The organism is Rhodohalobacter sp. 614A (genome assembly GCF_021462415.1).
In the GTDB taxonomy this organism is placed as follows: domain Bacteria; phylum Bacteroidota; class Rhodothermia; order Balneolales; family Balneolaceae; genus Rhodohalobacter.
On record NZ_JAKEDS010000004.1, the window covers coordinates 208,153 to 234,360 of the forward strand.

The window sequence follows — 26,208 nt, forward strand, 5'->3', positions numbered from 1 at the left end:
CCATGAAAAGAGTACATAATTTTAGCGCCGGACCGGCTACACTTCCGCTTTCCGTTCTGGAGAAAGCACAATCTGAACTAGCAAATTACAAAGAGAAAGGGGCTTCCATTGTTGAGATGAGTCACCGGAGTCCTGAGTACAGTGAGATTAATGAGCAGGCTATACAACGCCTGAAAACCATTCTCGGTGCCGATGATGACTGGGAAGTTCTCTTCCTGCAAGGCGGGGCCAGTACACAGTTCTTAATGGCGCCCTATAATTTCTTGTCTGAAGGCCAGACTGCCGATTATATCGACACAGGCGCATGGTCCAGCAAAGCCATCAAAGAAGCAAAACCATTTGGGAATGTTCACATACCGTTTTCCGGTAAAGAGATCAATTATACGCGAATTCCATCTAATGATGAATTGACCTCTTCTGATGATGCCGTGTATACTCACATCACCAGCAACAACACCATTTTTGGAACCCAATTCCAGGAAGAACCTGAAACCAACGGATCGCTTTTAATTTGTGATGCTTCCTCCGACTTTCTGTCCCGCCCGATTGATCTGGACAAATATGCCATGATCTATGCAGGTGCACAGAAAAATCTGGGGCCTGCCGGCGTAACTGTCGTGATGATTCGGAAATCATTCATGAAGAATCAGAAGTCTGAAGGTATTCCAACTATCCTGAACTACCAGACTCATCTGGACAAAATTTTCAATACACCTCCTGTGTTTGCCGTATACCTGGTAAACTACGTTTTGGAATGGATTCTTGAAGAAGGCGGAATTTCTCATTTTGAAGAACTGAACACCAAAAAAGCAGGTCTCCTTTATTCAGAACTGGATAAAGATGATTTCTACAGAGGAACGGTTGAGGAAGATTCCCGTTCAAAAATGAACGTAACATTTAGACTTCAAAACGAAGATCTTGAAAAAACGTTTTTGTCTGAGGCTGCCGGGAATGATTTGGTTGCACTGAAAGGACACAGAAGTGTGGGCGGAATCCGTGCCAGCATCTACAACGCCTGTGAACTGGAAAGTGTTGAAGCTCTTGTTAGTTTTATGCAGGAGTTTCGTGAGAAAAATGGTTAATCGCTAAAAGAATGAAGTGGCGCAAGCGTCCCGTTTGTGCCACCAACATTTTTTATCTCCATTTCTAAAACATGGTATTTCTTTAAAAGTTGAAGTAGTGCAAACAAATTCAACTTCATGTATGCTGATTTCCATCTTGGAATCAGCAGGAGAAATACCATGTTTTTTTATTTATAAAAGCCCAAACACCGTCAAAATATGATCGATGCTGTTGGGTACAAAAAAGATCAGGTATAAAATCCCCCAAATAGCTCCGGCAATGTGGGCTTCGTGATTGATTTTTTGGGAGTCTTTCATACCCTCATAAACGCTGTAGGCCAGAAACAAAAGCCCAAAAAGCCATGCCGGAATGGGTATCGGCAAAATCAACAGAATGAGTTTCTCAGTGGGGAAAACAAAGATATAACTAAATAACACCGCTTCAACGGCTCCGGATGCTCCAATTGTGGCATAGTTTGGGTTATTTCTGTGGAGAACAAAAGAGGGGATCGACGAAAATGCAAGTGCGCTAATATAAAGTGCCGTAAAATGATAGGTTCCCAAAACACCTTCCATCACGCTTCCAAAAAAGTACAGAACAAACATGTTTACCAACAAATGGGTAAAACTTCCATGCAAAAAACCGGAACTGATAACCTCATACCAGGTATTACTTCTGACAGTTCGATACGGCCGAAGCATCCCTATTTCATAAATAGATTCATTCACATAAAGGGCCAGCAGTGAAATAATGCTGGTAATGATGATCAGAATAAGAGTAACCGAAAGTGTCATCCGTAAAAAAGTTTCAGGGCAATTTTGTTAATTATCAGTGAGTTTATAAATCAATAAACACTATATTTTCAACTATCTATCCAAGATTTAAGTCTCCCGGAGTTTAGTCAGCCAAAATATGATCTACAGACGTAACATGTCAGTAAAACATTTTAGAATTTATTTCTTTCTATTGATTCCCATTCTGTTACTGACGTTATCATCCTGTGGAGCTGTAAAGAGAACCGCGTCGGAACAAAAATCCGGACAAATTATCGGGAGTGGAATTGCCAGCTGGTATGGGCCAAATTTCCACGGCAAGCTGACTGCCAACGGCGAAACCTATAATATGAATGCTTACACGGCCGCTCATAAAACCTTGCCATTTAACACGGTTTTACGGGTTGATAATGTTGAAAACGGCAAATCCGTAACCGTTCGCATTAACGACCGCGGGCCATATATTGCCAATAGAATTATCGACCTTTCCCGCAGAGCTGCCGAGCAAATCGATATGATTGGCACCGGTACTGCGAGTGTAAGGCTTATGCTTCTTCGTGAAGGAGATCGTCCCGTCGACATTCAAAACGTGAGCAGCGAAGAATCGTTTACCGTTCAGCTTGCCGCGTTCGAAAGTGAATCCGAAGCGGCAGCAAGATCCAATCAAATCGAAGGATCTCGTGTTGAGCAAGTGACGATTAATGACCGCACAATTTTTCGCGTTTACTACGGCAGCTATTCCAATCCCGAAGAAGCTCAATCAGCCTTAAACAAACTCAAGCAAGAGGGAATTGAAGGGTTTGTGAAGCAAGTGGAGAATTAAAAGTCTCCTAAAAAAATTCGCCTCTCAGGATTGATTCACTTGTTTTTTTGGTTAGTACAGGCGAATTAGAAATTGCTCGCTATGAAGAAAAACATCATTGTTATTGGCACGGGGTTTGGCGGATTGGGGACTGCATCCCGCTTACTCTCTCAGGGACATCATGTTACAATGTTCGAAAAACGGGATAAACCCGGAGGCCGGGCATATGTCTATGAAATGGACGGGTTCAAATTTGACGGCGGGCCAACGGTTATCACCGCGCCGTTTATGTTTGATGATATTTTTGAAGCGGCCGGAAAAAAGAGAGAAGACTATGTTGAGTTCGTCCCCTGTAATCCATTCTACAGAATTTTCGATCACAACGGCCGGCAATTTGATTACAATGACGATCACAAATTCACGCTCGAAGAGATCAGAAAAAGAAATCCCAAAGATGCCGAAGGCTATGAAAAGTTCATAAAAACCACGAAAGCTATTTTTGATAAGGGATTTGTTGAACTTGCCGATCAACCTTTTTTGAAGTTTTCGGATATGCTGAAAGTAGCCCCTGACTTGATCAAACTTCAATCCTATAAAACAGTTTACAGTTACGTATCGCAATTTATTGAGGATGATTTTCTTCGCAGGTGTTTCTCCTTCCATCCGTTATTGGTGGGGGGAAATCCGTTTGATACGACCTCCATTTATGCGATGATCCATTACCTGGAAAGAGAATGGGGCGTTCATTATGCCATGGGCGGAACCGGTGCTATTGTCGATGCGCTGTGCCAGCTAATTAAAGAGCAAGGCGGTGAAATTCATCTCAATTCGGAAATTGAAGAAATTCTGATTGACAACGGGAAAGCGTCAGGTGTGCGCCTGAAAAACGGAGACATTCACATGGCAGATGCCGTAGTGTCGAATGCGGATGTGGCGTTCACCTACAAAAATCTCATCAATCCAAAGCATCGGAAAAAATATACAGATCGAAAAATCGAGCGAACCAAATACAGTATGTCGCTTTTTGTGATCTATTTCGGGACGAAAAAAAGGTATCTCGATTCCGGCCTCGCCCATCACAATATTATTCTGGGAGAGCGATATGAAGGCCTGTTGAAAGATATCTTCCACAAGAAAGAGCTGGCTGATGATTTTTCTCTCTATCTTCATATGCCCACAATTACCGATCCGTCGATGGCGCCGGAAGGCCATGAGGCGTTCTACGTACTTTCCCCGGTTCCACATCTGGACAGCGGAACCGACTGGAATGAAATGACGCCAAAATACCGCGATGCCATCATGAATTTCCTGGAAGAAAACTACCTCCCCGATCTGCAGGAAAACATTGTAGCCGAACACACCATCGATCCCCTTCACTTCCAGAATACACTGAATAGTTATAAAGGATCAGCCTTTTCCGTTGAACCGATTCTGACACAATCGGCCTGGTTTCGTCCTCATAACAAATCTGAAGATGTGGACGGACTTTATTTTGTGGGAGCCGGGACTCATCCCGGGGCCGGGCTGCCGGGCGTTCTGTCTTCAGCAAAAATTGCCGAGAATTTAATTGGGAAAAATTAGCAAATTCTTACAAATTTAAGCCGCTTTCAGGGTACAATATTTAGCTCGATTACCTTCCAATTACCTTCCAATTACCTCCATAAATAATGAGTACTGAGATTAAAAAAAGTTCTAAATCTGCTTCGAACTATTCGCTCAAGCCTTTTTTTGAGCTCTCATCAGACCTGCTTTGTATTGCCGGATTCGACGGATATTTTAAAAAAGTGAATCCGGCTCTTTGCAAACTTTTTGGATATTCAGAAAAGAAATTACTTTCAGAACCCATCAATTCATTTATTCACCCCGAAGATATCGCACTGACCTCCAAATGGAGGGATAAAATCAGGGCGGGCGATCCCTTATTGAATTTCGAAAACCGCTATATCACAAAAGAAGGGAAAACAGTATGGCTTTCATGGACCTCAATTCCTGTGGATGACAAGGAGTTGGTTTATGCCATCGCGAAAAATATTACTCACAGAAAAAAGCATGAAGAAGAGAGAAATCAATTGCTTTCCGAACTCACTCAAACCAATCAACGGTTAAAACAACTGTCATATGCAACCTCGCACGATTTGCGGTCTCCTGTTGCAAACCTGATATCTCTCTTTAACCTGATTGATCTATCCACTATTGAAGACGAAGAAACACTAAACTTTCTTGAGCTTCTTAAAACGGTTTCAGAAAACCTGAAAGAAACGCTGGACATTTACCTTGACGACCTCAATCACCAGGAAACCTTAGAGATAAAGACCAGCAATTTGAATATTCAGGATATTTTGAATTCTGTGATTCAATCCATTCAAACATACATCAATGATTCCAAGACAACCGTGGAGGTTCATTTAGACGATTTTAAAACCGTTCTTTTTAATGAGGCTTACCTGAAGAGTATCTTCTTAAACCTAATCACAAACTCCATCAGGTATGCTCATCCCGATCGCAATCCACTTATATCCATAGCTACAAGAATCAACGGGGGAAATAAACAACTCATTTTCACGGATAATGGACGCGGCTTTGACATGGAAAAATTACAAGGACAGATTTTTGGACTTCATGAAAAATTCCATAATCACGCCGACAGCAAAGGTATTGGGCTTTACCTCGTTTACAATCATATCACAAATTTAGGCGGTACAATTTCAGTTGAAAGCAAAGTTGATGAAGGGACTACATTTACACTCACATTTAAAGAATGATACTGGATTACAAAATACTGTAAAATGGCTTCAAAAAAATTCAAAATACCCCTTGGAGACGCTTTAAATAAGCTCAAAAATTCCGGCAATGAGTTCGTCGAATTATTTACTCACGGGTCCTTGCTGGTTGAAATCTATAAACCCAATGAAGTTGATAATCAAAAGCCACACAGCCGGGATGAAGTTTACGTGGTTGTCAGTGGATCGGGAGAGTTTATTCTTGAGGATGAAAGAACTGTTTTCTCACCTGGCGATGTTCTCTTTGTCCCTGCCGGAGCAGAACACCGTTTCGAAAATTTTACGGATAATTTCGTGACATGGGTTTTCTTCTATGGTCCGGAAGGAGGAGAAAAATAATTGGCTTACAAGAAATTAAAATTTTGGTTTGATAAAGAGCTCGCCATACTCCTTGCTGATAAAATCAATTCCGTTTATCCTCCTTTTGATTTAAATGGATTTGTAGAGAGTATTGATCTCAAAGTTCAAATACTGGAGCTGAAGGACAGGGTAGAAGTGATTGCCGACGAACTTCATGCCAATCTCACGGGTTCATACCCTAGAAATGTACAATTGCTCACCCAAATCCTGGGCCCTGAGAACAACGATGAGACAGGCATGTTTACCAACTATTATTGGATTATGCCGATTGCCAAATACGTGGAAAAATATGGGCGCGATCATTTCGATCTGTCGATGAATACCATAGCCGAAATCACGAAGCGAAATACGGGCGAGTATGCTATTCGGCCTTACATTGAAATGTATCCTGAAAAAACCCTCAAAGTAATGTTGGGCTGGTCTGGTGATGAAAATTTTCATGTCCGGCGATTATCATCAGAAGGTGTACGTCCCCGTCTTCCCTGGGCGAAAAAGCTCGATACCTTTATTGAGAACCCTGCACCGATTATACCGATCCTGGACAATTTGAAAGACGACACCTCCAAATACGTCCAAAAATCTGTGGCCAATTGCGTGAATGACATTTTGAAAGACAACCCGCAAATCGGTAAAGAGATCATTGAAAAGTGGAGAAAACAACCGACATATGAGAGAGTCTGGATTATTAAACACTCGCTTAGAAACCTACTCAAACAACGTGATAATTGGGCACTGAAGATTGTGAATAATTTGAACCATCATTGAAGCTGGCCGTCATATCTCTGAAAAAAGAAACTTAGACTCAAATTATTTCTATTTAAAAATTTAGGGTTTTCCTCTTTGGAAACGCTTACAGAATGAAATTAATTAACTTACCTACACAAAAAACTTAATTATTAAATATTATTACTTTTTAAATCTAATTACTTAACGAAAAAAACACATTTTACTTTGTATTGTTTTGTAATTTATTATAGATTTTCGGCAGTCTACCATTAAGTCTATCAAAACAAACAATATGCTAAAAAAATATCTGGGTAAATTCCCACTCCTTCTGCTACTGTTTCTCTCAATTTCAACTCCTTCATTTGCCCAAGATGGCGCAGCCATTGATACCGGAACAACTGCCTGGATGCTCGTTTCCACAGCACTTGTTCTGTTGATGGTACCCGGTCTGGCAATGTTCTATGGCGGATTGGTCCGAACCAAAAACGTTTTGGGAACCATGATGCACAGCTTCGCGGCTATGGGCATTATGACCGTGCTTTGGGTTGCCGTTGGTTATGCCATGGCTTTCGGTCCCAATGTTCTCGGCGGATGGTTTGGCTGGAACCCCGGCTACATTTTCCTGGCTGGAATTGACGAAACTATTATGGACGCCGGTGTACCGGAATACGTTTTCAGCATGTTCCAGGGCAAATTTGCTATCATCACCCCCGCCCTGATTGCCGGCGCTTTTGCCGAGCGAGTAAAATTTAAATCCTATTGTCTTTTTATTGCTCTCTGGGGACTTTTAGTTTACAATCCGCTTTGCCACTGGGTTTGGGCTGAAGACGGATTCCTTTTTAACCTCGGCGCAAACGGTGCTATTGACTTTGCCGGAGGAACAGTGGTTCACATTTCTGCCGGTGTCAGTGGTCTTGTTGCTGCCATCTATCTTGGAGCCCGGCGAGGATTTCCGGTGACCAACATGCCGCCAAGTAACCTGGTGATGACCATGATTGGCGGCGGGCTTCTTTGGGTCGGCTGGTTTGGTTTTAACGCTGGTAGTTCCGTTGCCAGTGGCTTGAGCACAGCACAGGCGTTAACCGCAACACAAGTTGCTGCCGCTTCAGGAGCTATTACATGGATGATTATTGAAGCGTGGCACCAGGGCAAAGCAACGGCACTTGGAATTATGTCCGGAATTTTGGCGGGATTGGTTGCCGTTACTCCCGCAGCCGGGGTAGTTCAGCCGTTTGGAGCATTTATGCTTGGAATTTTTGCTTCTGTTTTCTGCTACATGGCGATTATTGCCAAAAATAAACTTGGATACGATGACAGCCTCGACGCTTTTGGTATTCACGGCGTTGGCGGAATTGTAGGAGCTATTTTACTCACATTCTTCATCCGCGATGCCTGGATGGCCGATGCTGCTGCGGCAGCCGGAGGCAGTTGGACCGCTTGGCAACAATTGGGAGTTCAAGTAGTTGCCGTGCTTATAGCCGTTGTTTACGCAGCCGTTTTAACGCTGATTCTTCTCTTTGTCATCAACAAGTTGATTGGTTTCCGATCTGATCCAAAAGAAGAGATGTCAGGACTCGACAGCGCATACCACAGCGAACACGGCTACGGAATGCTCAACCCCAATTAATCACTTTAAATCTACCATCACATGAAACTTGTCATAGCCATTATTCGGGAAACACAACTGGATGAAGTACGGGAAGCCCTCATTGAAGCCGAAATCCGCCGGATCACCGTCATGCGTGTATCCGGCCATGGAAAAGCTGAGGACGCAGAAATCTATCGCGGCAAAAAAGTCGTTCCGGGATTGATTCCGAGAGTCCGCCTCGAAATTGCCGTCAATGACGAATTCGTTGACATCACCGTTGATACCATCATCAAAACCGTCAAGTCACGCTACAAAGACAAACAACCCGGCAAAACTACGGGCGACGGGAAGATCTTCATCACGCCGCTGGAAGAATGTATCCGGATTAGTACGGGCGAGCGGGGAAGCGAGGCGATTTAAATACACAGTTTAAACTTATCATTATTTAAAAGGGAAGGACTTTATGGTTCTTCCCTTTTTTATTTGATTGAGTAATGCAACCACTGCACCATAATAATTCCTTGAAAATTATTATTTTACTGTTATGTACTTAAAACACCTCATACAACAAAAGGATCAGGAGTTTTTAAACCTGTGCCGTAATCACAGTATAAAAATGTTGTATGCATTTGGCTCGTCCGTAACGGATCAATTTAATGAACAGACAAGTGATGTCGATCTTCTTGTAGAAATTGATGAGGCTGACCCCATCGAACGTGGTGAAAAACTGATGTCATTATGGGATACACTTGAAGATTTTTTCGACCGAAAGGTCGATTTATTAACCAATTCATCTTTAAAAAATCCCATTCTTAAAAACAATATAGAGAGAACAAAAGTCCTGCTATATGACGGAAGAGGGCAAAAAGTACCTGTCTGATATTTCAAGAGCCATCGATCTGATTGAAAGCTTCACAAAAGAGATCGATGATTTCGAAGAATATCATGAAGATCTAAAAACCCAGAGTGCAACAGAAAGACAATTGGCTATTATTGGGGAGGCACTTAACAAGCTGTCAAAAGTTGAGACTGATCTGTCCATCAATAATGACAAACAGATTATTGCTTTTAGAAATAGGTTGGTTCACGCTTACGACAGTATCGATAATTCCATTGTCTGGACGATACTCAAAAAGTATCTTCCCAAACTGAAAAAGGAAATTGAACCATTTTTATGATCCATAAGTCATTTCTTACTATATCTCTCAGCATTTTACTTATTCCTTTTTCCTTTTCCTGCCAATCAGAAACCAATTCTAATGCTCAACAAACCACCGAACCTCAATCTCAAGACCAAGCCATCTCCGAATGGGAGTCCCAAAAATACTCCATGTTTATTCATTTTGGGGTGTATTCAGAACTGGGCGGAGTTTGGAATGATGAGCGCGTAGAAATTGGATACAGCGAACAGATTCGCGCACATGGAAAAATCCCGAAAGAAGATTTCAGAGAAGTGGCCAGCACATTCAACCCCGTAAACTGGAACCCGGATTCTGTTGCGGTCTTGGCAAGAAATGCAGGAATGAAATCCATTGTCATCACAGCCAAACACCACGACGGATTTGCGCTTTATGATACGGAGTACTCCAATTTTGATATCATAGATGCCACCCCGTACGGCCGCGACATCATCAAAGAACTGGCAGAAGCCACACGAAAACAGGGGCTCGATTTTGGCGTTTACTTCTCCCTCATTGACTGGAATTATGAACACGCCGTGCCGATTTCATCTCATAACAGTGATTCCATCCCTCCGCAGCATCACCAGTTCAATTTAAACCAAGTGGAAGAATTGATGACCGAATACGGACCGATCTCAGAAATTTGGTTTGATATGGGTAAGCCAACACTTGAGCAAAGCAGAGAGCTGAAAGAGATGGTGAAGAGGCATCAGCCCAACACATTGGTCAGCGGACGAATCTGGAATGACCAGGGCGATTTTGTGGTGATGGGCGATAACGTCTCTCCCGATTTCCGGATGGGAACATTGTGGCAAACCCCGGCGTCCATGTTCGACGAAACCTGGGGATATCGATCCTGGCAGGAACGTGGCAATCCACAGGAAAAAGCTCTCGAAAAATTGAAAGGCCTGATTAAAGTGGTCAGTAATGGCGGGAATTATCTGCTGAATATCGGTCCGAGAGGAGATGGAAGTATTGTAGAATTTGAGAAAGAAGTATTGCTGCTCATAGGCGGCTGGCTCAACAAAAATGGCGAGGCCATTTACGGTACAACCACTTCTCCCCTGTTTGAACAGAGCTGGGGAACGGTCACCGCCAAACCGGGCAAACAATTCCTTTTTCTGACAAATCCGCCTGAAAACGGACGAATCGAAATCGAAGGTCTCCGAACTCAACCGGCTGAAGCAACTTTACTTGCTGATCCGTCTCAATCAATCAGAGTAAACCAGGACGGTGACAAATACAGTATCGACATCACTGAATTGCCTGAAACGGATCTCGTGAATGTAATCGTGATTGAATACGAAGGAGAGTTAAAGTTTATCCCCTCAAATACTATAGAGGCATCTGATGGTGGTTCATACCCGTTGACTTCCGAAAATGCTACTGATTACCACAGCCTGAGCGGAAAAGATTACTATTCTACAAAGCCAACTGTTGTAAAAAAACAGTGGTTTATTTTGAATCCAGGAAAAGAATCCTATCAACTGATCGTTCAATATCCGCAGAATCAAACGGGTAAAGAGTTGGAACTGTTGATTAACGGAGAACCGGTCAACCTTTCTTTTGACGATCAAGCCGAGATGATTTCCGATAGAAAATATGAGAAGAAAATTATCGAAATCAATCTTTTACCGGACGAACTTAACAAAATCGAATTGAGACTTTCCGATCCGTCCAATCCTCATAAAGCTTTGGCAGTTGAAGACGTAGAACTCGTGCTGCAATAAAAAACTCCACGCCTCTTAGCGTCCTCAGCAGTTTTATAAACCGCCAAAGACGCTAAGGATCGCAAAGATGTCAACACTTAGAAATTCGCTATTCCTTGTTCAATATTCTACATTCATTCCATTTGCCAATCGTTCTGCCGACGCTTATTATATATTTTCAGACCTAAAAGCATCCAATCCAGAAAGTATTCGATATGAAAAAACCACTTCTGTTTCTCGTCGTTTCTCTTCTTTTTATCGCCATTATTTCTTGCAGTTCAACAGAGCCGAGCGAGGATTTACCCCGAATCGCCATTGCCGGAGTTGCCATTGAATCCAGCACCTTTTCCCCGGCTGTTACTCACGAAGAAGCATTCAAAGCCAGAAGAGGTGATGAGGTTTTTTCTTACTATCCTTTTGTGGATGAAGGATCTGAGAAACGGCAACGCGCCCAATGGTTCCCCACGCTTCGCGGTCATTCCATTCCGGGAGGAATTGTAACTCGTGAGGCATACGAATCGCTTGTGACGGAAACGCTGGAACGACTTGAAGAAAACCTGCCGTACGACGGACTCTTTTTTGATATCCACGGCGCAATGAGTGTTCAGGGGCTGGATGATCCTGAAGGAGATTTTATCAAACGGGTCCGAGAAGTGGTTGGGACGGAAACGTTGATCTCAACATCGATGGATCTGCATGGAAATGTATCTCAGAGACTTGCTGAACATACCGATTTGATTACGTGTTACCGGATGGCACCGCACGAAGATGCGCTGGAATCAAAAGAACGTGCGGTGGAAAATCTGCTTACGCGTCTCGAAAATGGAGAAGGAAAACCCGAATACAAAGCGTGGATTCCGGTTCCGATTCTCCTACCTGGAGAGAAAACCAGTACGCGCGTTGATCCTGCAAAGACTCTTTATGAAAAGGTTGAACCGGCAGCAAATGAAGAGGGTGTCATTGATGCAGCCATTTGGGTTGGATACGCCTGGGCGGATGAGCCGAGAAATCATGCTGTTGTGATGGTTACCGGCGATGATCAACAGAAAGTAACCGAGACCGCCGAAATGCTGGCCCAAAGTTTTTGGGATGTTCGAAATGAGTTTGAGTTTATTGCCCCGACAGCCACGCTCGAAGAAAGTTTAGAGATGGCTATCAACAGTGATGTGCAACCGTTTATCATCAGTGATATGGGTGATAATCCGACCGCAGGCGGCGCCGGAGATGTCACCTGGACGATTCGCCAAATTTTGGATCGACAGGAATTTCAATCCGAAGATGGTCCGTCACTTATCTATGCGTCCATTCCGGGACCAGAATTTATAGAAGTAGCGGTTGAAGCGGGAGTTGGCGGAACAGTCAGCGAATACGCAGGTGCCGAAGTGGATGACCGATACTCCCCTCCCATCCTTCTTGAAGGGGAAATCACGGCCATTGAACATGGCGATGAAGACGCTGAAACCGAAGTAGTTGTGAAAATCGGGAGTGCGAATGTGATCGTCACAAAGAAACGAAAACCCTATCACCACGAAAGTGATTTTACAAATCTGGGGCTGAATCCGCGAGAAACGGATATCGTGGTTGTGAAAATCGGTTATCTCGTACCCGAATTGTATGATATGCGAGCCGACTGGATTATGGCTCTCACTCCCGGCGGAGTGGATCAGGATTTGCATCGGCTGGAGTATGAGCGAATCAACCGGCCAATGTTCCCGTTAGATGAATTTGAAGAAGAACCGGATTTATCCGCCCGATTGATTCCGGCATCCGACGAACTTTAAAGAAACTTTTTTACTTACTCATTTATCCACGATTTATTTTTCCATATGAAAACATTGACGTTCAAAACAGACATTCAGTGCTCAGGTTGCGTATCAACCGTCACTCCGTATCTCGACAAGCAGGAAGGAATTCATGAGTGGTCGGTTGATCTCGATCATAAAGACCGAATCCTGACTGTTCAAACTGAAAATATGGCATCCGATCAGATCAAAAAAGCAATAAAGGAAGCCGGCTATTCTGCCGAAGAGATTAATGGATAATAAAAGCCATTCAGTAACGCTGGCCTGGCGATCATGAACCTGCAGAAGCATTACGACCGAATGTGGGATGAAGCTTCAGGGAAGTTCAAAACGAAGCAGTTTGAAACGGACCCGATGATTGATTCTTCTGATGACGATCGATACGGCATCACATTGCTGGCCCGGCCTTCGGAGCAAGTCAAACAGAATATTTCGGAAATGTTGAACGAGATCAAGTCCGTTGCGCCGCTTCAGTATTATTATCCCCTGAGCGATCTTCATTTTACGGTTTTATCGGTGATCTCTTGTTATTCAGGTTTTTCACTTACAGACATTCAGTCTTCCCGCTATATCAATTTGATTGAATTGGTTACAACATCATTCTCACCATTTCGGATTCGGTTTCAAGGCATAACGGCTTCTCCATCCTGTATCATCGTGCAGGGATTTCCGGAAGATGATTCGCTGAACGAACTTCGAACCAAACTGAGAGAACAATTTCGAACCTCCGATCTTCAAAACTCGATAGATCATCGCTATCTTTTGAAAACTGCTCATCTTACTTGTGTTCGTTTCAGAGAAGTGCCGGAAAATCCCGAGAAAGTTTTTTCATCTGTTTCCCAATTCCGGAACCGGGATTTTGGTATTTCTAAAATTGACCGGCTGGAACTTGTTGGAAACGACTGGTATCAGCGAAAAGAAAAAACTACATTGCTGGATACATTCCACTTAACAAGTTCTGCCTGACAAAACATGACGCCTTTTCAAAACCCAGCAGTTGAAAATAAATTCAGCAGTTATCCCGAAATTATTCGGCCACGACTTTTAAAATTACGGCAGATGATTTTTGAGACAGCCTCTGAAAATGAAACCGTTAACAAACTTGAGGAAACTCTGAGTTGGGGTGAGCCCAGCTATAAAACAAAAACCGGAAGTACGGTGCGAATGGATTGGAAGAAATCACAACCGGATCAATATGCGATGTACTTTACATGCACCACAAGTTTGGTGGATACTTTCCGAAAATTGTACGGAGATAAACTACAGTTTGATGGAACCCGGGCTATTGTTTTCGACTTGTTGAAAGACATTCCCGAGCTGGAACTAAAACATTGCATATCCCTTGCACTTACCTATCACAATGTAAAACACCTGCCCATGTTGGGTGTTTAAATACGTATTCTCACAAATTCTAACTTATGTCCGCCAATAACGATTACAAAATCCCGGCTCAAACCAGAATCGGGCATGTGCACCTCAAAGTATCCAACATTCAGGAATCTCTGGATTTCTATTGCGGTCTTCTTGGCTTCGAGTTGACGACAACTTATGGCTCTGACGCCGCTTTTATTTCTGCAGGAGGATATCATCATCACATTGGATTAAACACATGGCACAGTAAAAATGGCCCGCCGGCACCGCGTCATTCTACCGGACTTTTTCACACCGCCATTCTTTATCCCACAAGAAAAGATCTGGCAATTGCTTTTCAGAGATTGCAGGATGCAAATTATCCGCTGAGTGGAGCGGCCGATCATGGTGTCTCCGAGGCCATTTATTTGGATGATCCTGATCAAAATGGTGTGGAATTGTATTGGGATCGCCCGAAAGATCAATGGCCTCAAAAACCGGATGGCTCTCTTGAAATGTACACTCGCCCGCTGGATATTGCAGATTTGTTGGGTGAATTGGAGTGAATTTCACTGATTGGCAAAGTTCTTACAACTTTTTTGATCTTTTTGTAAATCAACAATTCTTTGCCATATTTCTTCAGCTCGAAAATCAACCAAAATACTTTGAAGTATTCTTCACTGACATTTCTCCTTGCATTGTTCTTCGTCTCGTGTACTTCTGACAGAAACCAATCCACATCTATCGCTTATCTGAAGCTGGATCGTTCCACATTAGTCCTTGAAGAAGTGGCCGGCAACTTGGGAATTCCATGGGATGTGGATGCATCCGTTCCCGGAGCTTTATGGTTTACGGAGCAGAGCGGTTCAGTCTATCGAATGGATCTGAAATCACTTGAGAAGGAAAAAGTTCTGGAAATCCCGGATGTGCTTTACAAAAAATCCTACGGACTTCTGGGGATGACGGTTCATCCCGAAGAAAAATCTGTGTTTCTACACTACACATTTCAATCAAACAAAGATGACCTTCAACAAGCGGTACAATCGCGCTTAGTGAAGTATTCTTTTGATGGCGATTCGCTCATCAATCCGCAGATTTTATTAGACAGCATTCCCGGAAATACGTATCACAATGGTTCACGTTTGGCCATCTCTCCGGATGAAAAACTCTTCTTCTCGATGGGTGATGCCGGCCGGCCGAATCAAACACAAAACGATTCAATTTTGGTTGGGAAAATCATGCAGTTCAACCTGGATGGATCCATTCCTGAAGATAATCCGATTCCCAAAAGCCCGATCTGGTCACGCGGCCATCGCAATCCCCAGGGGCTCGTTTTTTCTGATGACGGAACTTTTTACAGTACGGAACATGGTCCCAATAACGACGATGAAATCAACCTGGTTATAAAAGACGGAAATTATGGCTGGCCGGATGTTCAGGGATTTTGTGATCAGGATTTTGAACAGAACTTTTGTGCTGAATTTGAAATCAAAGAACCTCTGATGGCATGGACTCCAACGATAGCCATTGCCGGACTGGCAATTTTTGAGAATGAAACCATTCCTGAATGGAATCACAGCCTGATCACTGCGAATATGAAAGGCCGGGCATTACGGGTTTTAAATTTAAGTGATAGCGGTCAGGAGATCACTGAAGAACACATCTACCTGCAAAAAGAGTTTGGACGAATTCGGGATGTCTCTGTGGCATCAGACGGGTCTGTCTATTTCACTACCAGCAATACCGACTGGCATCCACGCTTTCAACCCTGGATGTATGATGAGTTACCGGAAATGAATGACCGTATCATTCGTATCCGGTCACTTACAGAAAATGAAACCCTAGATGATTCATTACCTTTTTTTACCGAAAACACTGAATCTCTTGATCTTCTGAGCGAAGACTGGAACCACCAGGTGGGTGAAGAAGAGTTTGCCGCAGGCCGGCAGTTGTATGTACAGCACTGCCAGATTTGTCACGGACCCGAAGGCCAGGGCTCGGCGGATATGTATCCCCCACTTTCTGAAACAGAATGGGTTACCGGTGACAAAGCCCGCTTGATTCGAACACTGCTTCTGGGCCTCTCTGAACCCATTGAAGTAAACGGCGAAATGTATAACCAAGAAATGCCTGCCTTCCAACAACTGACGGATCAGGAAATTGCCGATGTTCTCACTTACATTCGCAATAGCTTTGGCAACTCATCCGGTGCTGTTATTCCCGGTGAAGTATTTGAAGAAAGAAAAAGCCTTCATTAGACTGATTTTCTTTACCCGTGTCGCCACCCTCGTTAGAAAATTGTAAAATATGCTTCATTTCTTGTTTGGAATCTTTTTTATTACTAAATAAATCGGGTCTTAAAAAAGATTATCAATCATTAACCGGGCACTAAAAATTTAAAGCTATGGGAAAAGAATCCAGACTCATATCAGGTGGAGAAATCTATCAGACCGAACTAAAAAAAGTTGCAGAACATAAAGACTACAGGGGATCATTTTCAGAAATTTTCCAGGAATACTGGAATACCTGTATCGAACCGGTACAATGGAGTCTTGTAAAGTCAAAAGAGAACGTCTTCAGGGGAATGCATCTGCATAAGCGCCATGATGAATATTTTTGCCTGCTCACAGGCCATTGTTTTCTCGGTTTAAAAGATATTCGGCCCGGCTCACCAACGGAAGGTGTGCACTCCTTATATGAATTGTTTGAGGAAGACCTGGCGGCATTGGCTTTTCCCAAAGGTCTTTTACATGGTTGGTATTTCGATACTCCCTCCATTCATGTTCAGGCAGTTTCTGAAGCCTATGTGGATTATGGAAAAGACGACAACTGGGGAGTCATCTGGAATGCACCAGACCTGGGTATTCCCTGGCCAATGGATGATGCAATTCTTTCTCAACGAGCCCAGGATTTCCCGACAGAAGCTGAACTCAAGGCCTCTTTAGGAGACTGGAAGCCTTTTGAAGAAGCTCGGGAAAAAATTCAAAAATCGTAATCTCTTTTAAATATGGATGAATTTAAGTCTCATCCACCCTTTAAGTCTCTCTTCTGCCTGAGTTATTTTTCTTCAATCGTTCCAATAACTGAGAGGAAAGCTCTCTTAAATCGTATCCTTTTATCGAAATTAATGGAGTAGAAATGACTCGTAATCGCAATCGAAGCCGGTCATGCATCAATCCCTTTAAAGCTTCTTTTTTGATGGCTTCAATACCTTTTTCAGTTGAGATTTTTTCCGACCATCGTTTAAGTTCTTTTTCTCTTTCAGAAACGGGAACGCCGGGGAAATTCCCTCTTTTAAAATACAGCATGGTAGCTTCGTCATGTGAATATGCTTGGCACTGAGGATGAGCCAAAAACTGTTTCCACATGTACACATCTGTGTATTGACCTTCCGGAGTTGTCCGCCATCCATAGGGTAATTGTTGATAAAACGCCAGTGTATGGCCTACACTGGAAAGTGCTGCATTTCCCCGGTGCACAAACTTTTTGGGTGCTTCAGAAGCCGGACCAAAATATTTGGAATAATTATCAAACATAACGCTGTGATCTTCCCGTACCCGGATAAATGCTGTAAATGCAAAATTGTACTTCTGAAGTAGAGAATACAGGGTTCCAACATGGTTCGGCAGCATCAGGTCTCTGTCGCATATGTAACAAACGATTTCTCCTTTAGCTTCCTGAAGCGCCTGATGACGATAGACTTCTCCACGTCTTTCATGTTTGGGATGATCGAAAAACTTTATCCGGGAATCTTCGCTCTGAAGTTTTTGAACTACTTTCCTGGTCGCATCTGAAACACCGTCACCAATTACAAAAATCTCAATATCATCCAATGTTTGATGTTGGATACTGCCTATCGAATAAGGAAGCAATGGGCCTCTGTCTCTAGTTGTTGGAAGTACTACCGTTGCTTTTAACTTACTCATATCCGCTATTTTGCTAATTCAACAATGTCATGAATGGTTTTTATGACTTCGAGTCCGTCTTCAAAACTGCTTCGGGGAGTGGCACCGCCATTCAAAAAATCCAGGAATTCCCGGATTTCAAATCTTAATGGAGGAGTTTTATCAAATTTTCTGAATTCGATTTCCATTTTTTTGGGATCACTTGCAGCATCTCCGCGAACTATTTTGATGGCATCTACTTTCTCATCTTCAAGAATTGCAACGCCTTTTTCACAGTGAATCCTCACCTCTCTGACTTTCCGTTCATACCTGTTGGAAACTTCAAAAATACAATACGGATCGTCCCCGAGAAGTGCTACCAATCCTCTGATTATTCCATGATGACACTCTGCAATAGCTGATTTTGGATCCGGAATGTAACCTAAAACTGCCTTTGCAATGGTGATATCATGCGGCGAGAGATTCCATACGCTGTCGGTATCTGTCCGCGGACTCGTCCAGTTTGCCCGGGTTGACCTAACCCCCAGCACGTTCCCCAGCTCCTTGGACTGTGCAATATCCTTCAGCATTAAAATGCCGGGATGATACAACCAGATATGCATCAGGTAAATATCATCATGAGAAAGCTCCCGAAGTGCCAGCGCATCTTCGAGGTTTGTTGTCAGGGGTTTTTCCAGGAAAACCGGGATATCAAGTCCAGCCAGTTTTTCGAGTACCGGTCGGTGAGTAGTAGAAGGAGTAGCAACAATTAATCCATCGAAATTATCATTCACCGAAGGTAATCCGTCTGAAAACTGAACGGCTCCAAGTTTGATGGCTGTATCTCGAAGAGCCGGATTCGTCTCAAACACGTGAACTTCAGAATTGAGGATTATAAGTTCTTTTAAAATATTTTGACCCCAAATTCCACAGCCAACAAGAGCAATTTTTTTATTCATAGACCCGAACTCTGTTTGAGTATGATCAAAAATTATTTGATTATAATACTACTAAATTAATGGTTATGAAAAATATGCTAACAACCCGGAAAATTTTTCTGATCGTATTTTTCTCTTTACAAATTGCAGGGATTTTGGTGGGACGGTTCACAAAAACAAAATTCTTCTGTTGGGCACCGTATGATGAAATCTCATTTTATGATATAGATGTTACAGTTGATGGAGTGGAATTAGGTAAGGATGAAATTACAGATAGATACCGAAAGCCGGGATATGGACGTGAAAACAGAAGCATTCATAATCTCATTTCCATTATAAGGCAATACGAAACCACCTATGGGAAAGAAGATAATGCTATTGTTGAATTATCCTTTATAACAAACGGACACAGTGAAAAAATATGGATCTGGCCTGAAGACAAGATTATTCCATAAACCTGAACTTCCCGGAAGAATAATAGTTGCACTAAAAGCACTCATTCTCTTTGTCATTATTATTCAGCTCCGTTTTTTAGCGGCTCCCTTATTCAACCTTCCGTATCTGCCCTTCCTACATTTTTTAGATGTATTGCCGCCGCTTTTTTACACCGTTACTTCTGTTATTCTGATTTTTTCTTGTCTGCTAATTCTTTTAAATATTGGCAATTATTTAACTCTGAGCCTGATATCAGGATTAATCATTCTGTTTTACATTCTTTCCTCCAAACCAATGTTTGGAAATTCAACAACATTTATCGCGAGTCTCCTGGTATTGATTGGACTCTACAAGGACCAATCCACCCTTTTTCGCATTCAAATATCTCTTCTTTATCTCGGAGCGGCCATCAATAAAATATTTACGTCAGACTGGTGGAATGGAATGTATTTCGATTTCTTTCTCAGAGATGTTCTTGATGTTGGAGTGTATCAATCATGGATTTCTGCAGAAAATATGACGGTGGCGAAGGGTTTGGGTATCATGACCATTTTCACAGAGTTTCTTCTTGGAATCATCGTGTTAATTCCCAAACGAACCCGGCTCACAATATTGCTTGGTTTGATTTTTCATGGCGGGATGCTGGTAATTACATCCGGTCAACTATCCGTTCGATTTTTATATATCATGAGTGCAGCATTTCTGTTGATTTCAAATGTAGAAATTAAACCCATACATCTGGCACATCGGTCAAAGTTACTGTCCAACTTTCTGTATTACATGGATTTATCGGATTCATTGGTCTTAACCGAAAGCAAAGAAAGAGCATTTACGATTACCATCAATGAGGTTAAATACACGAGATGGAATGCGTTAGGAAAGTTAATCTCCAGCAGTCAATTTTTGCTCTCTTTCTATTTTTTATTCATCCTTTCTTATATGGTTGCTCCAATTCTGGCAAATAAACTCATCCTTCCCCTATTTTAATCTACATTAGTTATCTAATTATGTAATCACGAATATCTGCGGAAGAGTTATATTTCTATTTGAAGAACATTGAGCTCACCAAAAAAACATTTTAGCCAAGAGAAATATGATATCGAGAGAACAACATATTGCAAACCTGCAGCAAACAGAAGACTGGATTTCTTACCTGGAAAAACATTCAGGCTTGCCCGGTCCAAGAAGTAATCTCGAACTGTTGGCAGTAGTCATGGATACCGGCGATGAAGCTTTTTTTAAAACATGTCTTGCGTATAATGAAACGGTTGCCCCAACAAACACGCCGGGAGAATTTGTGGCCGCCTGCGGCACTGCCGGACTTGGTAAACTCATTTGTGAAGGAAAATCCGATTACTGGCAGATATTGAGAAATCTTGCAAGCGATTCACGCTGGCGGATTCGAGAAGGTGTTGCTTTTGCTTTACAGAGAATCGGCCAAAATGATTTCATTTCTTTGATTGAAAATCTTCGAAAATGGTCAACCGGCAATCCTTATGAGAAGAGAGCCGTTGTTGCGGGACTATGTGAACCGGTTCTTCTGAAGGATCTCCACCAAGCTCAAACTGTACTGGATATCATCCAACAAATCATTGTATCCATCAAGACAATTCCTGATCGAAAAAACGAACCGTTCAGGGTTTTGAAAAAAGGTTTGGGATATGGACTCAGCGTTGCAATGGCTGCATGTCCCGCCAAAGGAAAAGAACTTTTTGAGAGTTTGTTGAATGAAAATGATCCGGATATTCGATGGATCCTCAAAGAAAATCTCAAGAAAAACAGGCTTGTAAAAATGGATCCGGAGTGGACGGTTGCTATGAAAAACATTGCGTCTGCCGGTTCATAGTTATTTGCAAAGTTAAATCGATTTGCGGATCATGTTTTTAAGCGTACTGAATATCAATCATAACAACTGCTAAATCTGAAACAGCTGTTTTGGTCATTTGTCTTTCCGCTGATTCTCATAAACGGTTCGAGCCAAAGCAGAAACGTCTTCCAAGCAATCAATTTCATAACATGATTCGATCTACTCTCTACACTATTGTACTTGTTCTGATCTCAAGCTTTTCGCTTCATGCACAACGTTCTGTTATTGCTGATGGAGCTGAACTCACGCTAATATCCGATCAATTCAGTTTTACGGAAGGACCTGCTGCCGATTCCAAAGGAAACATTTATTTCACCGATCAGCCCAATAACGACATTTGGATTTACACTACAGAAGGCGAATTGAACTTGTTTATGGATGAATCCGGTCGCGCAAACGGACTCTACTTTGATGATAACGGAAATCTGCTGGCATGTGCTGATGAAAAAAGTGAACTTTGGTCGATTACTCCTTACATGGAAGTTGAGGTTTTAGTGGATGGATACAACGGAAAACGTCTCAACGGACCGAATGATCTCTGGCCTGACCTGAAAGGCGGTATTTATTTTACCGATCCTTATTACCAGCGCGATTATTGGGAACGAACCGAAAAAGACATTGAAGAAGAAAGAGTTTATTACCTCACTCCTGATCGTAAAAATCTGGTGATTGTAGCTGATGACTTAGTTCAACCCAATGGAATCATCGGAACTCCGGATGGAAAAACTCTTTATGTGGCTGATATCGGCGATGGAAAAACCTATTCCTATTCCATCAATGAAGATGGATCTCTATCCAATAAAACCCTTTTTACTGAAATGGGATCGGATGGCGTGACGCTTGATGAACAGGAAAATCTCTACCTCACAGGAAAAGGAGTATTCGTATTCAACAAAAATGGAGAACAAATTGAACACATTCCCGTTCCCCAAAACTGGACAGCCAATGTTACGTTTGGTGGAGAGGATAATCAGACATTATTCATCACAGCCAGTACAGCCGTTTATACGTTGAAGATGAAAGTAAAAGGCATCAAAAAGTAATACCCATTGAGAAGAATAAACACGATGAAATTTTTTAATTATATATTTCTCTTTGTAGTTCTACTTACTCTGCCTTTAGAAATTGCCGTGTCTCAAACTCATCCGGACAAGCTGAATTTTGTCCGACAGGGTGTACAACGGATGATATTTGACGAAGATCAATCTATACCATTAGCGGGGCTTTATCCCAAAAAAATCATTGGGTTATCCTCCATGCATCCTGTAAAGCATTACCGTGACAATCATGCTGATGTTATCATTCGTGATGAAAAACTTGTTGTACAATCGAAGCAAGAATCACAAACCTCGATATGGTTTGGCGGCTTTAATCCTTTTGCAACCTATTCAATTGATCTGAATTCTCTTTCCGGAAATGGCCAAGTTGGTTTTCAATTTTCAGATGCCGCTAATGAGGAACAATTCTTTGTCGCGATCGGATTTAATGATTCTACTCTCACAGAAGTAACCCTCCGTGTGGTTCATAAATCCGGAATCGTTACTGATGAATCCATTGCCGTTAACCCGGACGAGAACAAAAGCTTGGAAGGCAAAATCATTCTCCAAATGCTGGGCAGTGGTCTCACACTGTATCTTCAAAATCAAGGTCTCCCCAAAGTCATCGGACAGAGTGATTTCAACACATATATCGATTTACGTAAAAAAGATTACCTGCACTCTTTCCAGTCAAATTTATTTGTAAAGCTTCGGGAAGGACACGTTCAGATCAACAAAATAGAAATGGCACTGACCACAGGAGTGGGACTGTCTGATATTCGGGCAATTACTTACGAAAATGGAGAACCGATGCTTGACCAGGGACGGCTTTGGTATACAATGTCTATTCGCGGCCGCGCCTTACCGCATCATATTCAGGGTGTTTTTAGTATGAATCCGACTGTGTTTGATCCAAAACTTGAGGGAATCATAGTGTTTGATCGCAATGACGGTTTACTCAGAAATGAAATTGCTTCGCACCTTTTTTACGACAGAAATGATAAAATCTGGCGCGGGATTACTACAGGATTTAGTGCATTTGCCAATCCCGATAAAGAGGAAAAACAATTGCTTGCAATAGAGAGTCAACAAGATCCACGCTTTGGTTTTTCAACCATGAGTGCATCTCCTTTTGGAATTGTTGGTGATATTGAAGATCCACACATTTTGTTTGATTCAGCAGTAAATAAATGGCGAATGCTTACCTGTGAAAATCACGATGGATATAAAGCCGTTATTTTGGAATCGGATCATTGGAATAAAGACTATACAAGAATTGCCGGACCTGTTGAACACAATTCGACCGGGACATCCATTCAGAAAATAGGCGATAAACGATATGCTTTTTCAGGTAGTTCAGAACGGGAAATATTCATCTATACCTACCCTGATCTTAAAGAAGTTGGAAATTTAAACATGGATTTGCCTCCCTGGGACGATACATCAGGAACAAGAGTATGGCCAAATATTGTGCAATTACCGGATGGCTACCCATTCAAATATGTTGCCCTCATGATGGATAGATTTAATTATCCCGGTTTACAAGGTCCTAATTGGTCTTACGGGGCTCTTTATCTGTATCATGGCTATGATTAGAATCAACCTTATTTTTTATACTTATTCAGGCAACCCAGAATAAAAGGAGATAATCATGGAATTTTTTATAAGTTTTGGAATCTTTATGGCTGGTTTGGGAGTTTTCTTTTTCGGACTTGGAGTTCTCTGGTGGGTATCCGTTTATAGAGAATTCAAAATTAAAGAAGCCGAATAAAAGAAATAATTTTGTAATCCAACGTTCAAAGCAGATTTTTTTCCTCAAGGGATTCTTTCAACCTTCGGTGATTTTCCCAGAACTTAGTTTCTATAGTATTGTAAAGGTCATTGAATTCCGGCGAGTCTTTCATCGGATCCAATAAGGGATCCAGTTTCAGAAAAAGAATAATCCAGTAGTGATAATTCTCTTGCTGCGAGAATTGCCTCATTTCCTCAATGGCCCGCCGGGTATCTCCGGTATAAGAATTGTAAACCGCCAAACTCAAGTGGCGATAAATGGATGGATCATTTTCAGCATATTCTTTGTAATCCTCAAATAACTGTTCGGATTCTTCCTCCAATCCCATCTCTGATAAAACAAAAGCAATTTTCGCATTTTCTCCCCGGTAAATATCAAGATTTTGAGTTGCCCTGATTTCCAGGAATTGAGAATAATATTGGTAGGCGCAATCATAATCCCCCATAAAATAACAAATCTTTGCGGTCTCTTGCATTACATCCGGGCGGGTGGGATCTTTTTGAAGGGTTTCGATGAGACGTCGTCTCGCCTGCATAAGATTCTTCTCTTTCGCATACAGAATGTACGCCTTGACATATTCTGAAAACAGATTCTCAGAGTTATATTCCAGCGAGCGATTGATATAGGTCTCCGCTTCATCCAAAAAACCGGTTTGCGCGAGCGCGTTCGCCACATGCAGGTAAGTGTAACTTGCATTGACCGAATCCTGCGCTGCAATATCCAACTGGATTCCCTTCAATGCATATTCAAGGTATTTTCCAGTATTGGGAATATAACTGGTGTAAAAATTTGACAAGATATTGACGACCGTGGCCGAGTTTGGATTGTACTCCAAAGCTTTCTCAAGATGTGGAAGAGCCGATGCAAATTGCCCGCTTTGTATATAGAACAGAGCTTTCGCAATCAAACTTTCGGCCAGTTCCGGATCGTACAGCAAAGCCTGATCAGCATAATAGTTAACCTGATCAGAATACTTTTTTTCTGCCTGATTGTAATCCAAAAAATAATAGGCAATGGCGATGTCGGCATAGGCCTGGGCAAATTCATGATCGTACTCAATCGCTTGCCGAAATAATGGAATGGCTTTTTCGAGTCCGCTTCGGGTACCCATGTTTAAAAAATCATCGCCTTTTAAAAAATAGTCATATGCGATGAGATTATCTGTGGGCGATTTATCAATTCTTTGCTCCTCTTCCGGGGTGATAATCACCTGGATCTGATCTGCAATGGTTTTTGCCACTTCTCGCTGCAACTCAAAAATGTCGCTTGCTTTCCTGTTGTATTGCTCAGACCACAGATGATTGTCAGTGGAAGCCTCAATCAATTGAATATTGAGTTGAATCTCGTCTCCGATTTTCTGGCCGCTTCCCTCCACAAAATAGTTTACATTCAGTTCTCTTGATATCTCTGAAATTGTTTTGGGATTATTCCTGTACTTCTCAACAGACGTCCGGCTGACTACACGCAAAACTTCTATTTTTTGCAGATTATTAAGAATTGATTCCATCAAACCATTAACAATATACACGTTGGTTGAATCGCTGCTGTCGTTAATGAAAGGCAAAACCGCAATCGATTTTTCAGGTTCTATTTCGGTTTCTGATGCGGGCACAAACAAGAATAAAAGAACAATAAGTAAGGCAAAACCAACGCCGATCATTTTGAGGGGTGAAAATGTTTTTTCTTCTCCTGATGATTTTGCCGGAACGGGTGGAATTTCCTCAACCGGATGCTTGCCTACCTCTCCCGGCGGATATCCATAGTGGTCATGGAAACATTTGATAAAGTACGATGTGCTTCCAAATCCCACTTTGTAAGATACTTCTGAGACATTGTATGATTCTGTCTTCAGCATATCCATAGCTCTCTCAAGCCGAACTTTCCTGATAAACTGGCTTACAGACTGGCCTGTGGATTTCTTCACTTTCCGAAGCAAGTTGGAACGACTCATGCCCACTTCGCGTGCAAGCTCTGAAACTCCAAATTTCTCATCCGAGATGTTTTCCTCTATGATCTTTGTGAGTTTGGCTAAAAAATCATTTCCGGTTGAGTACGAATCCGCCATCATATCAAAATTTATATTAACATCGGAACTCCCTCAAAAAGACGAGATAGTGAAGGA

Annotated in this window: 27 protein-coding genes; 23 read left to right on the top strand and 4 right to left on the bottom strand. The window is 42.2% G+C overall.

What is annotated here, in order from left to right:
* The first annotated feature begins 2 nt into the window (after positions 1-2).
* Positions 3-1,082 carry a 3-phosphoserine/phosphohydroxythreonine transaminase gene (gene serC / locus L0B18_RS17830; protein ID WP_234573238.1) on the top strand — a complete coding sequence of 360 codons (1,080 nt, stop codon included), beginning with the start codon at positions 3-5 and terminating at the stop codon, positions 1,080-1,082.
* 171 nt (positions 1,083-1,253) lie between these two features.
* Here the strand turns inward: serC and L0B18_RS17835 are convergent, their stop codons facing one another.
* On the bottom strand, positions 1,254-1,856 hold the full coding sequence (locus L0B18_RS17835; RefSeq protein WP_234573239.1) for a rhomboid family intramembrane serine protease: 603 nt from the start codon (positions 1,854-1,856) through the stop codon (positions 1,254-1,256).
* 136 nt (positions 1,857-1,992) lie between these two features.
* Between L0B18_RS17835 and L0B18_RS17840 the strand changes: the two genes are divergently transcribed.
* The 17 genes from L0B18_RS17840 (at position 1,993) to L0B18_RS17920 (ending at position 17,128) form a co-directional block, all read left to right on the top strand.
* Complete coding sequence (locus tag L0B18_RS17840; protein WP_234573240.1) at positions 1,993-2,658, top strand: septal ring lytic transglycosylase RlpA family protein; 666 nt, start codon at positions 1,993-1,995, stop codon at positions 2,656-2,658.
* 81 nt (positions 2,659-2,739) lie between these two features.
* Positions 2,740-4,218, top strand: coding sequence for a phytoene desaturase (locus L0B18_RS17845; protein WP_234573242.1), 1,479 nt, complete (start codon positions 2,740-2,742; stop codon positions 4,216-4,218).
* A gap of 86 nt (positions 4,219-4,304) precedes the next feature.
* Positions 4,305-5,399, top strand: a complete 1,095-nt coding sequence (locus tag L0B18_RS17850; RefSeq protein ID WP_234573243.1) for a PAS domain-containing sensor histidine kinase — start codon at positions 4,305-4,307, stop codon at positions 5,397-5,399.
* 24 nt (positions 5,400-5,423) lie between these two features.
* On the top strand, positions 5,424-5,756 hold the full coding sequence (locus L0B18_RS17855) for a cupin domain-containing protein (RefSeq protein ID WP_234573244.1): 333 nt from the start codon (positions 5,424-5,426) through the stop codon (positions 5,754-5,756).
* Positions 5,757-6,542 carry a DNA alkylation repair protein gene (locus tag L0B18_RS17860; protein WP_234573245.1) on the top strand — a complete coding sequence of 262 codons (786 nt, stop codon included), beginning with the start codon at positions 5,757-5,759 and terminating at the stop codon, positions 6,540-6,542.
* A gap of 253 nt (positions 6,543-6,795) precedes the next feature.
* A complete protein-coding gene (locus L0B18_RS17865) occupies positions 6,796-8,130 on the top strand; it encodes an ammonium transporter (protein ID WP_234573247.1) in 1,335 nt (444 codons plus the stop codon).
* A 21-nt stretch (positions 8,131-8,151) separates the two neighbouring features.
* The gene (locus L0B18_RS17870) at positions 8,152-8,511 is read left to right on the top strand and encodes a P-II family nitrogen regulator (protein WP_234573249.1); all 360 of its coding nucleotides are present in this window, start codon (positions 8,152-8,154) and stop codon (positions 8,509-8,511) included.
* A gap of 124 nt (positions 8,512-8,635) precedes the next feature.
* Positions 8,636-8,971 carry a nucleotidyltransferase family protein gene (locus L0B18_RS17875; RefSeq protein ID WP_234573250.1) on the top strand — a complete coding sequence of 112 codons (336 nt, stop codon included), beginning with the start codon at positions 8,636-8,638 and terminating at the stop codon, positions 8,969-8,971.
* Positions 8,940-9,269: a HepT-like ribonuclease domain-containing protein gene (locus L0B18_RS17880; protein WP_234573252.1), complete on the top strand. Its 330-nt coding sequence runs from the start codon at positions 8,940-8,942 to the stop codon at positions 9,267-9,269. The genes L0B18_RS17875 and L0B18_RS17880 overlap by 32 nt, the downstream gene beginning before the upstream one ends.
* Positions 9,266-11,002, top strand: a complete 1,737-nt coding sequence (locus tag L0B18_RS17885) for an alpha-L-fucosidase (RefSeq protein ID WP_234573256.1) — start codon at positions 9,266-9,268, stop codon at positions 11,000-11,002. Before L0B18_RS17880 ends, L0B18_RS17885 begins: the two co-directional genes overlap by 4 nt.
* A 194-nt stretch (positions 11,003-11,196) precedes the next feature.
* The gene (locus L0B18_RS17890) at positions 11,197-12,762 is read left to right on the top strand and encodes a M81 family metallopeptidase (protein ID WP_234573258.1); all 1,566 of its coding nucleotides are present in this window, start codon (positions 11,197-11,199) and stop codon (positions 12,760-12,762) included.
* Positions 12,763-12,807: 45 nt separating this feature from the next.
* The gene (locus L0B18_RS17895; protein WP_234573259.1) at positions 12,808-13,023 is read left to right on the top strand and encodes a heavy-metal-associated domain-containing protein; all 216 of its coding nucleotides are present in this window, start codon (positions 12,808-12,810) and stop codon (positions 13,021-13,023) included.
* A 33-nt stretch (positions 13,024-13,056) separates the two neighbouring features.
* Positions 13,057-13,749, top strand: a complete 693-nt coding sequence (locus L0B18_RS17900; protein WP_234573260.1) for a 2'-5' RNA ligase family protein — start codon at positions 13,057-13,059, stop codon at positions 13,747-13,749.
* A 6-nt stretch (positions 13,750-13,755) separates the two neighbouring features.
* A complete protein-coding gene (locus L0B18_RS17905) occupies positions 13,756-14,175 on the top strand; it encodes a DUF1801 domain-containing protein (protein WP_234573262.1) in 420 nt (139 codons plus the stop codon).
* A gap of 26 nt (positions 14,176-14,201) precedes the next feature.
* On the top strand, positions 14,202-14,699 hold the full coding sequence (locus L0B18_RS17910) for a VOC family protein (protein WP_234573264.1): 498 nt from the start codon (positions 14,202-14,204) through the stop codon (positions 14,697-14,699).
* Positions 14,700-14,798: 99 nt separating this feature from the next.
* Positions 14,799-16,391 (top strand): PQQ-dependent sugar dehydrogenase, encoded by a 1,593-nt coding sequence (locus L0B18_RS17915; protein ID WP_234573266.1) that lies wholly within the window; start codon positions 14,799-14,801, stop codon positions 16,389-16,391.
* A gap of 146 nt (positions 16,392-16,537) precedes the next feature.
* A complete protein-coding gene (locus L0B18_RS17920; protein WP_234573268.1) occupies positions 16,538-17,128 on the top strand; it encodes a dTDP-4-dehydrorhamnose 3,5-epimerase family protein in 591 nt (196 codons plus the stop codon).
* Between the two features lie 40 nt (positions 17,129-17,168).
* Here the strand turns inward: L0B18_RS17920 and L0B18_RS17925 are convergent, their stop codons facing one another.
* Complete coding sequence (locus tag L0B18_RS17925; protein ID WP_234573270.1) at positions 17,169-18,059, bottom strand: glycosyltransferase family 2 protein; 891 nt, start codon at positions 18,057-18,059, stop codon at positions 17,169-17,171.
* A 5-nt stretch (positions 18,060-18,064) separates the two neighbouring features.
* Positions 18,065-18,976 carry a Gfo/Idh/MocA family protein gene (locus L0B18_RS17930; RefSeq protein WP_234573272.1) on the bottom strand — a complete coding sequence of 304 codons (912 nt, stop codon included), beginning with the start codon at positions 18,974-18,976 and terminating at the stop codon, positions 18,065-18,067.
* A gap of 65 nt (positions 18,977-19,041) precedes the next feature.
* On the opposite strand from L0B18_RS17930, the gene L0B18_RS17935 reads away from it, so the two are divergent.
* The 5 genes from L0B18_RS17935 (at position 19,042) to L0B18_RS17955 (ending at position 23,890) form a co-directional block, all read left to right on the top strand.
* Positions 19,042-19,410, top strand: coding sequence for a hypothetical protein (locus L0B18_RS17935; protein ID WP_234573273.1), 369 nt, complete (start codon positions 19,042-19,044; stop codon positions 19,408-19,410).
* On the top strand, positions 19,367-20,377 hold the full coding sequence (locus L0B18_RS17940) for a hypothetical protein (RefSeq protein WP_234573275.1): 1,011 nt from the start codon (positions 19,367-19,369) through the stop codon (positions 20,375-20,377). The genes L0B18_RS17935 and L0B18_RS17940 overlap by 44 nt, the downstream gene beginning before the upstream one ends.
* Positions 20,378-20,483: 106 nt before the next feature.
* Entirely contained in the window at positions 20,484-21,236 is a 753-nt protein-coding gene (locus L0B18_RS17945) for a hypothetical protein (RefSeq protein WP_234573277.1), read from the top strand.
* 170 nt (positions 21,237-21,406) lie between these two features.
* Complete coding sequence (locus L0B18_RS17950; RefSeq protein ID WP_234573278.1) at positions 21,407-22,300, top strand: SMP-30/gluconolactonase/LRE family protein; 894 nt, start codon at positions 21,407-21,409, stop codon at positions 22,298-22,300.
* A gap of 24 nt (positions 22,301-22,324) precedes the next feature.
* Entirely contained in the window at positions 22,325-23,890 is a 1,566-nt protein-coding gene (locus L0B18_RS17955) for a hypothetical protein (RefSeq protein WP_234573280.1), read from the top strand.
* Positions 23,891-24,090: 200 nt separating this feature from the next.
* Here L0B18_RS17955 and L0B18_RS17960 read toward each other — a convergent pair whose 3' ends face one another.
* On the bottom strand, positions 24,091-26,154 hold the full coding sequence (locus L0B18_RS17960) for a helix-turn-helix domain-containing protein (protein WP_234573281.1): 2,064 nt from the start codon (positions 26,152-26,154) through the stop codon (positions 24,091-24,093).
* Between the last annotated feature and the right edge of the window lie 54 nt (positions 26,155-26,208).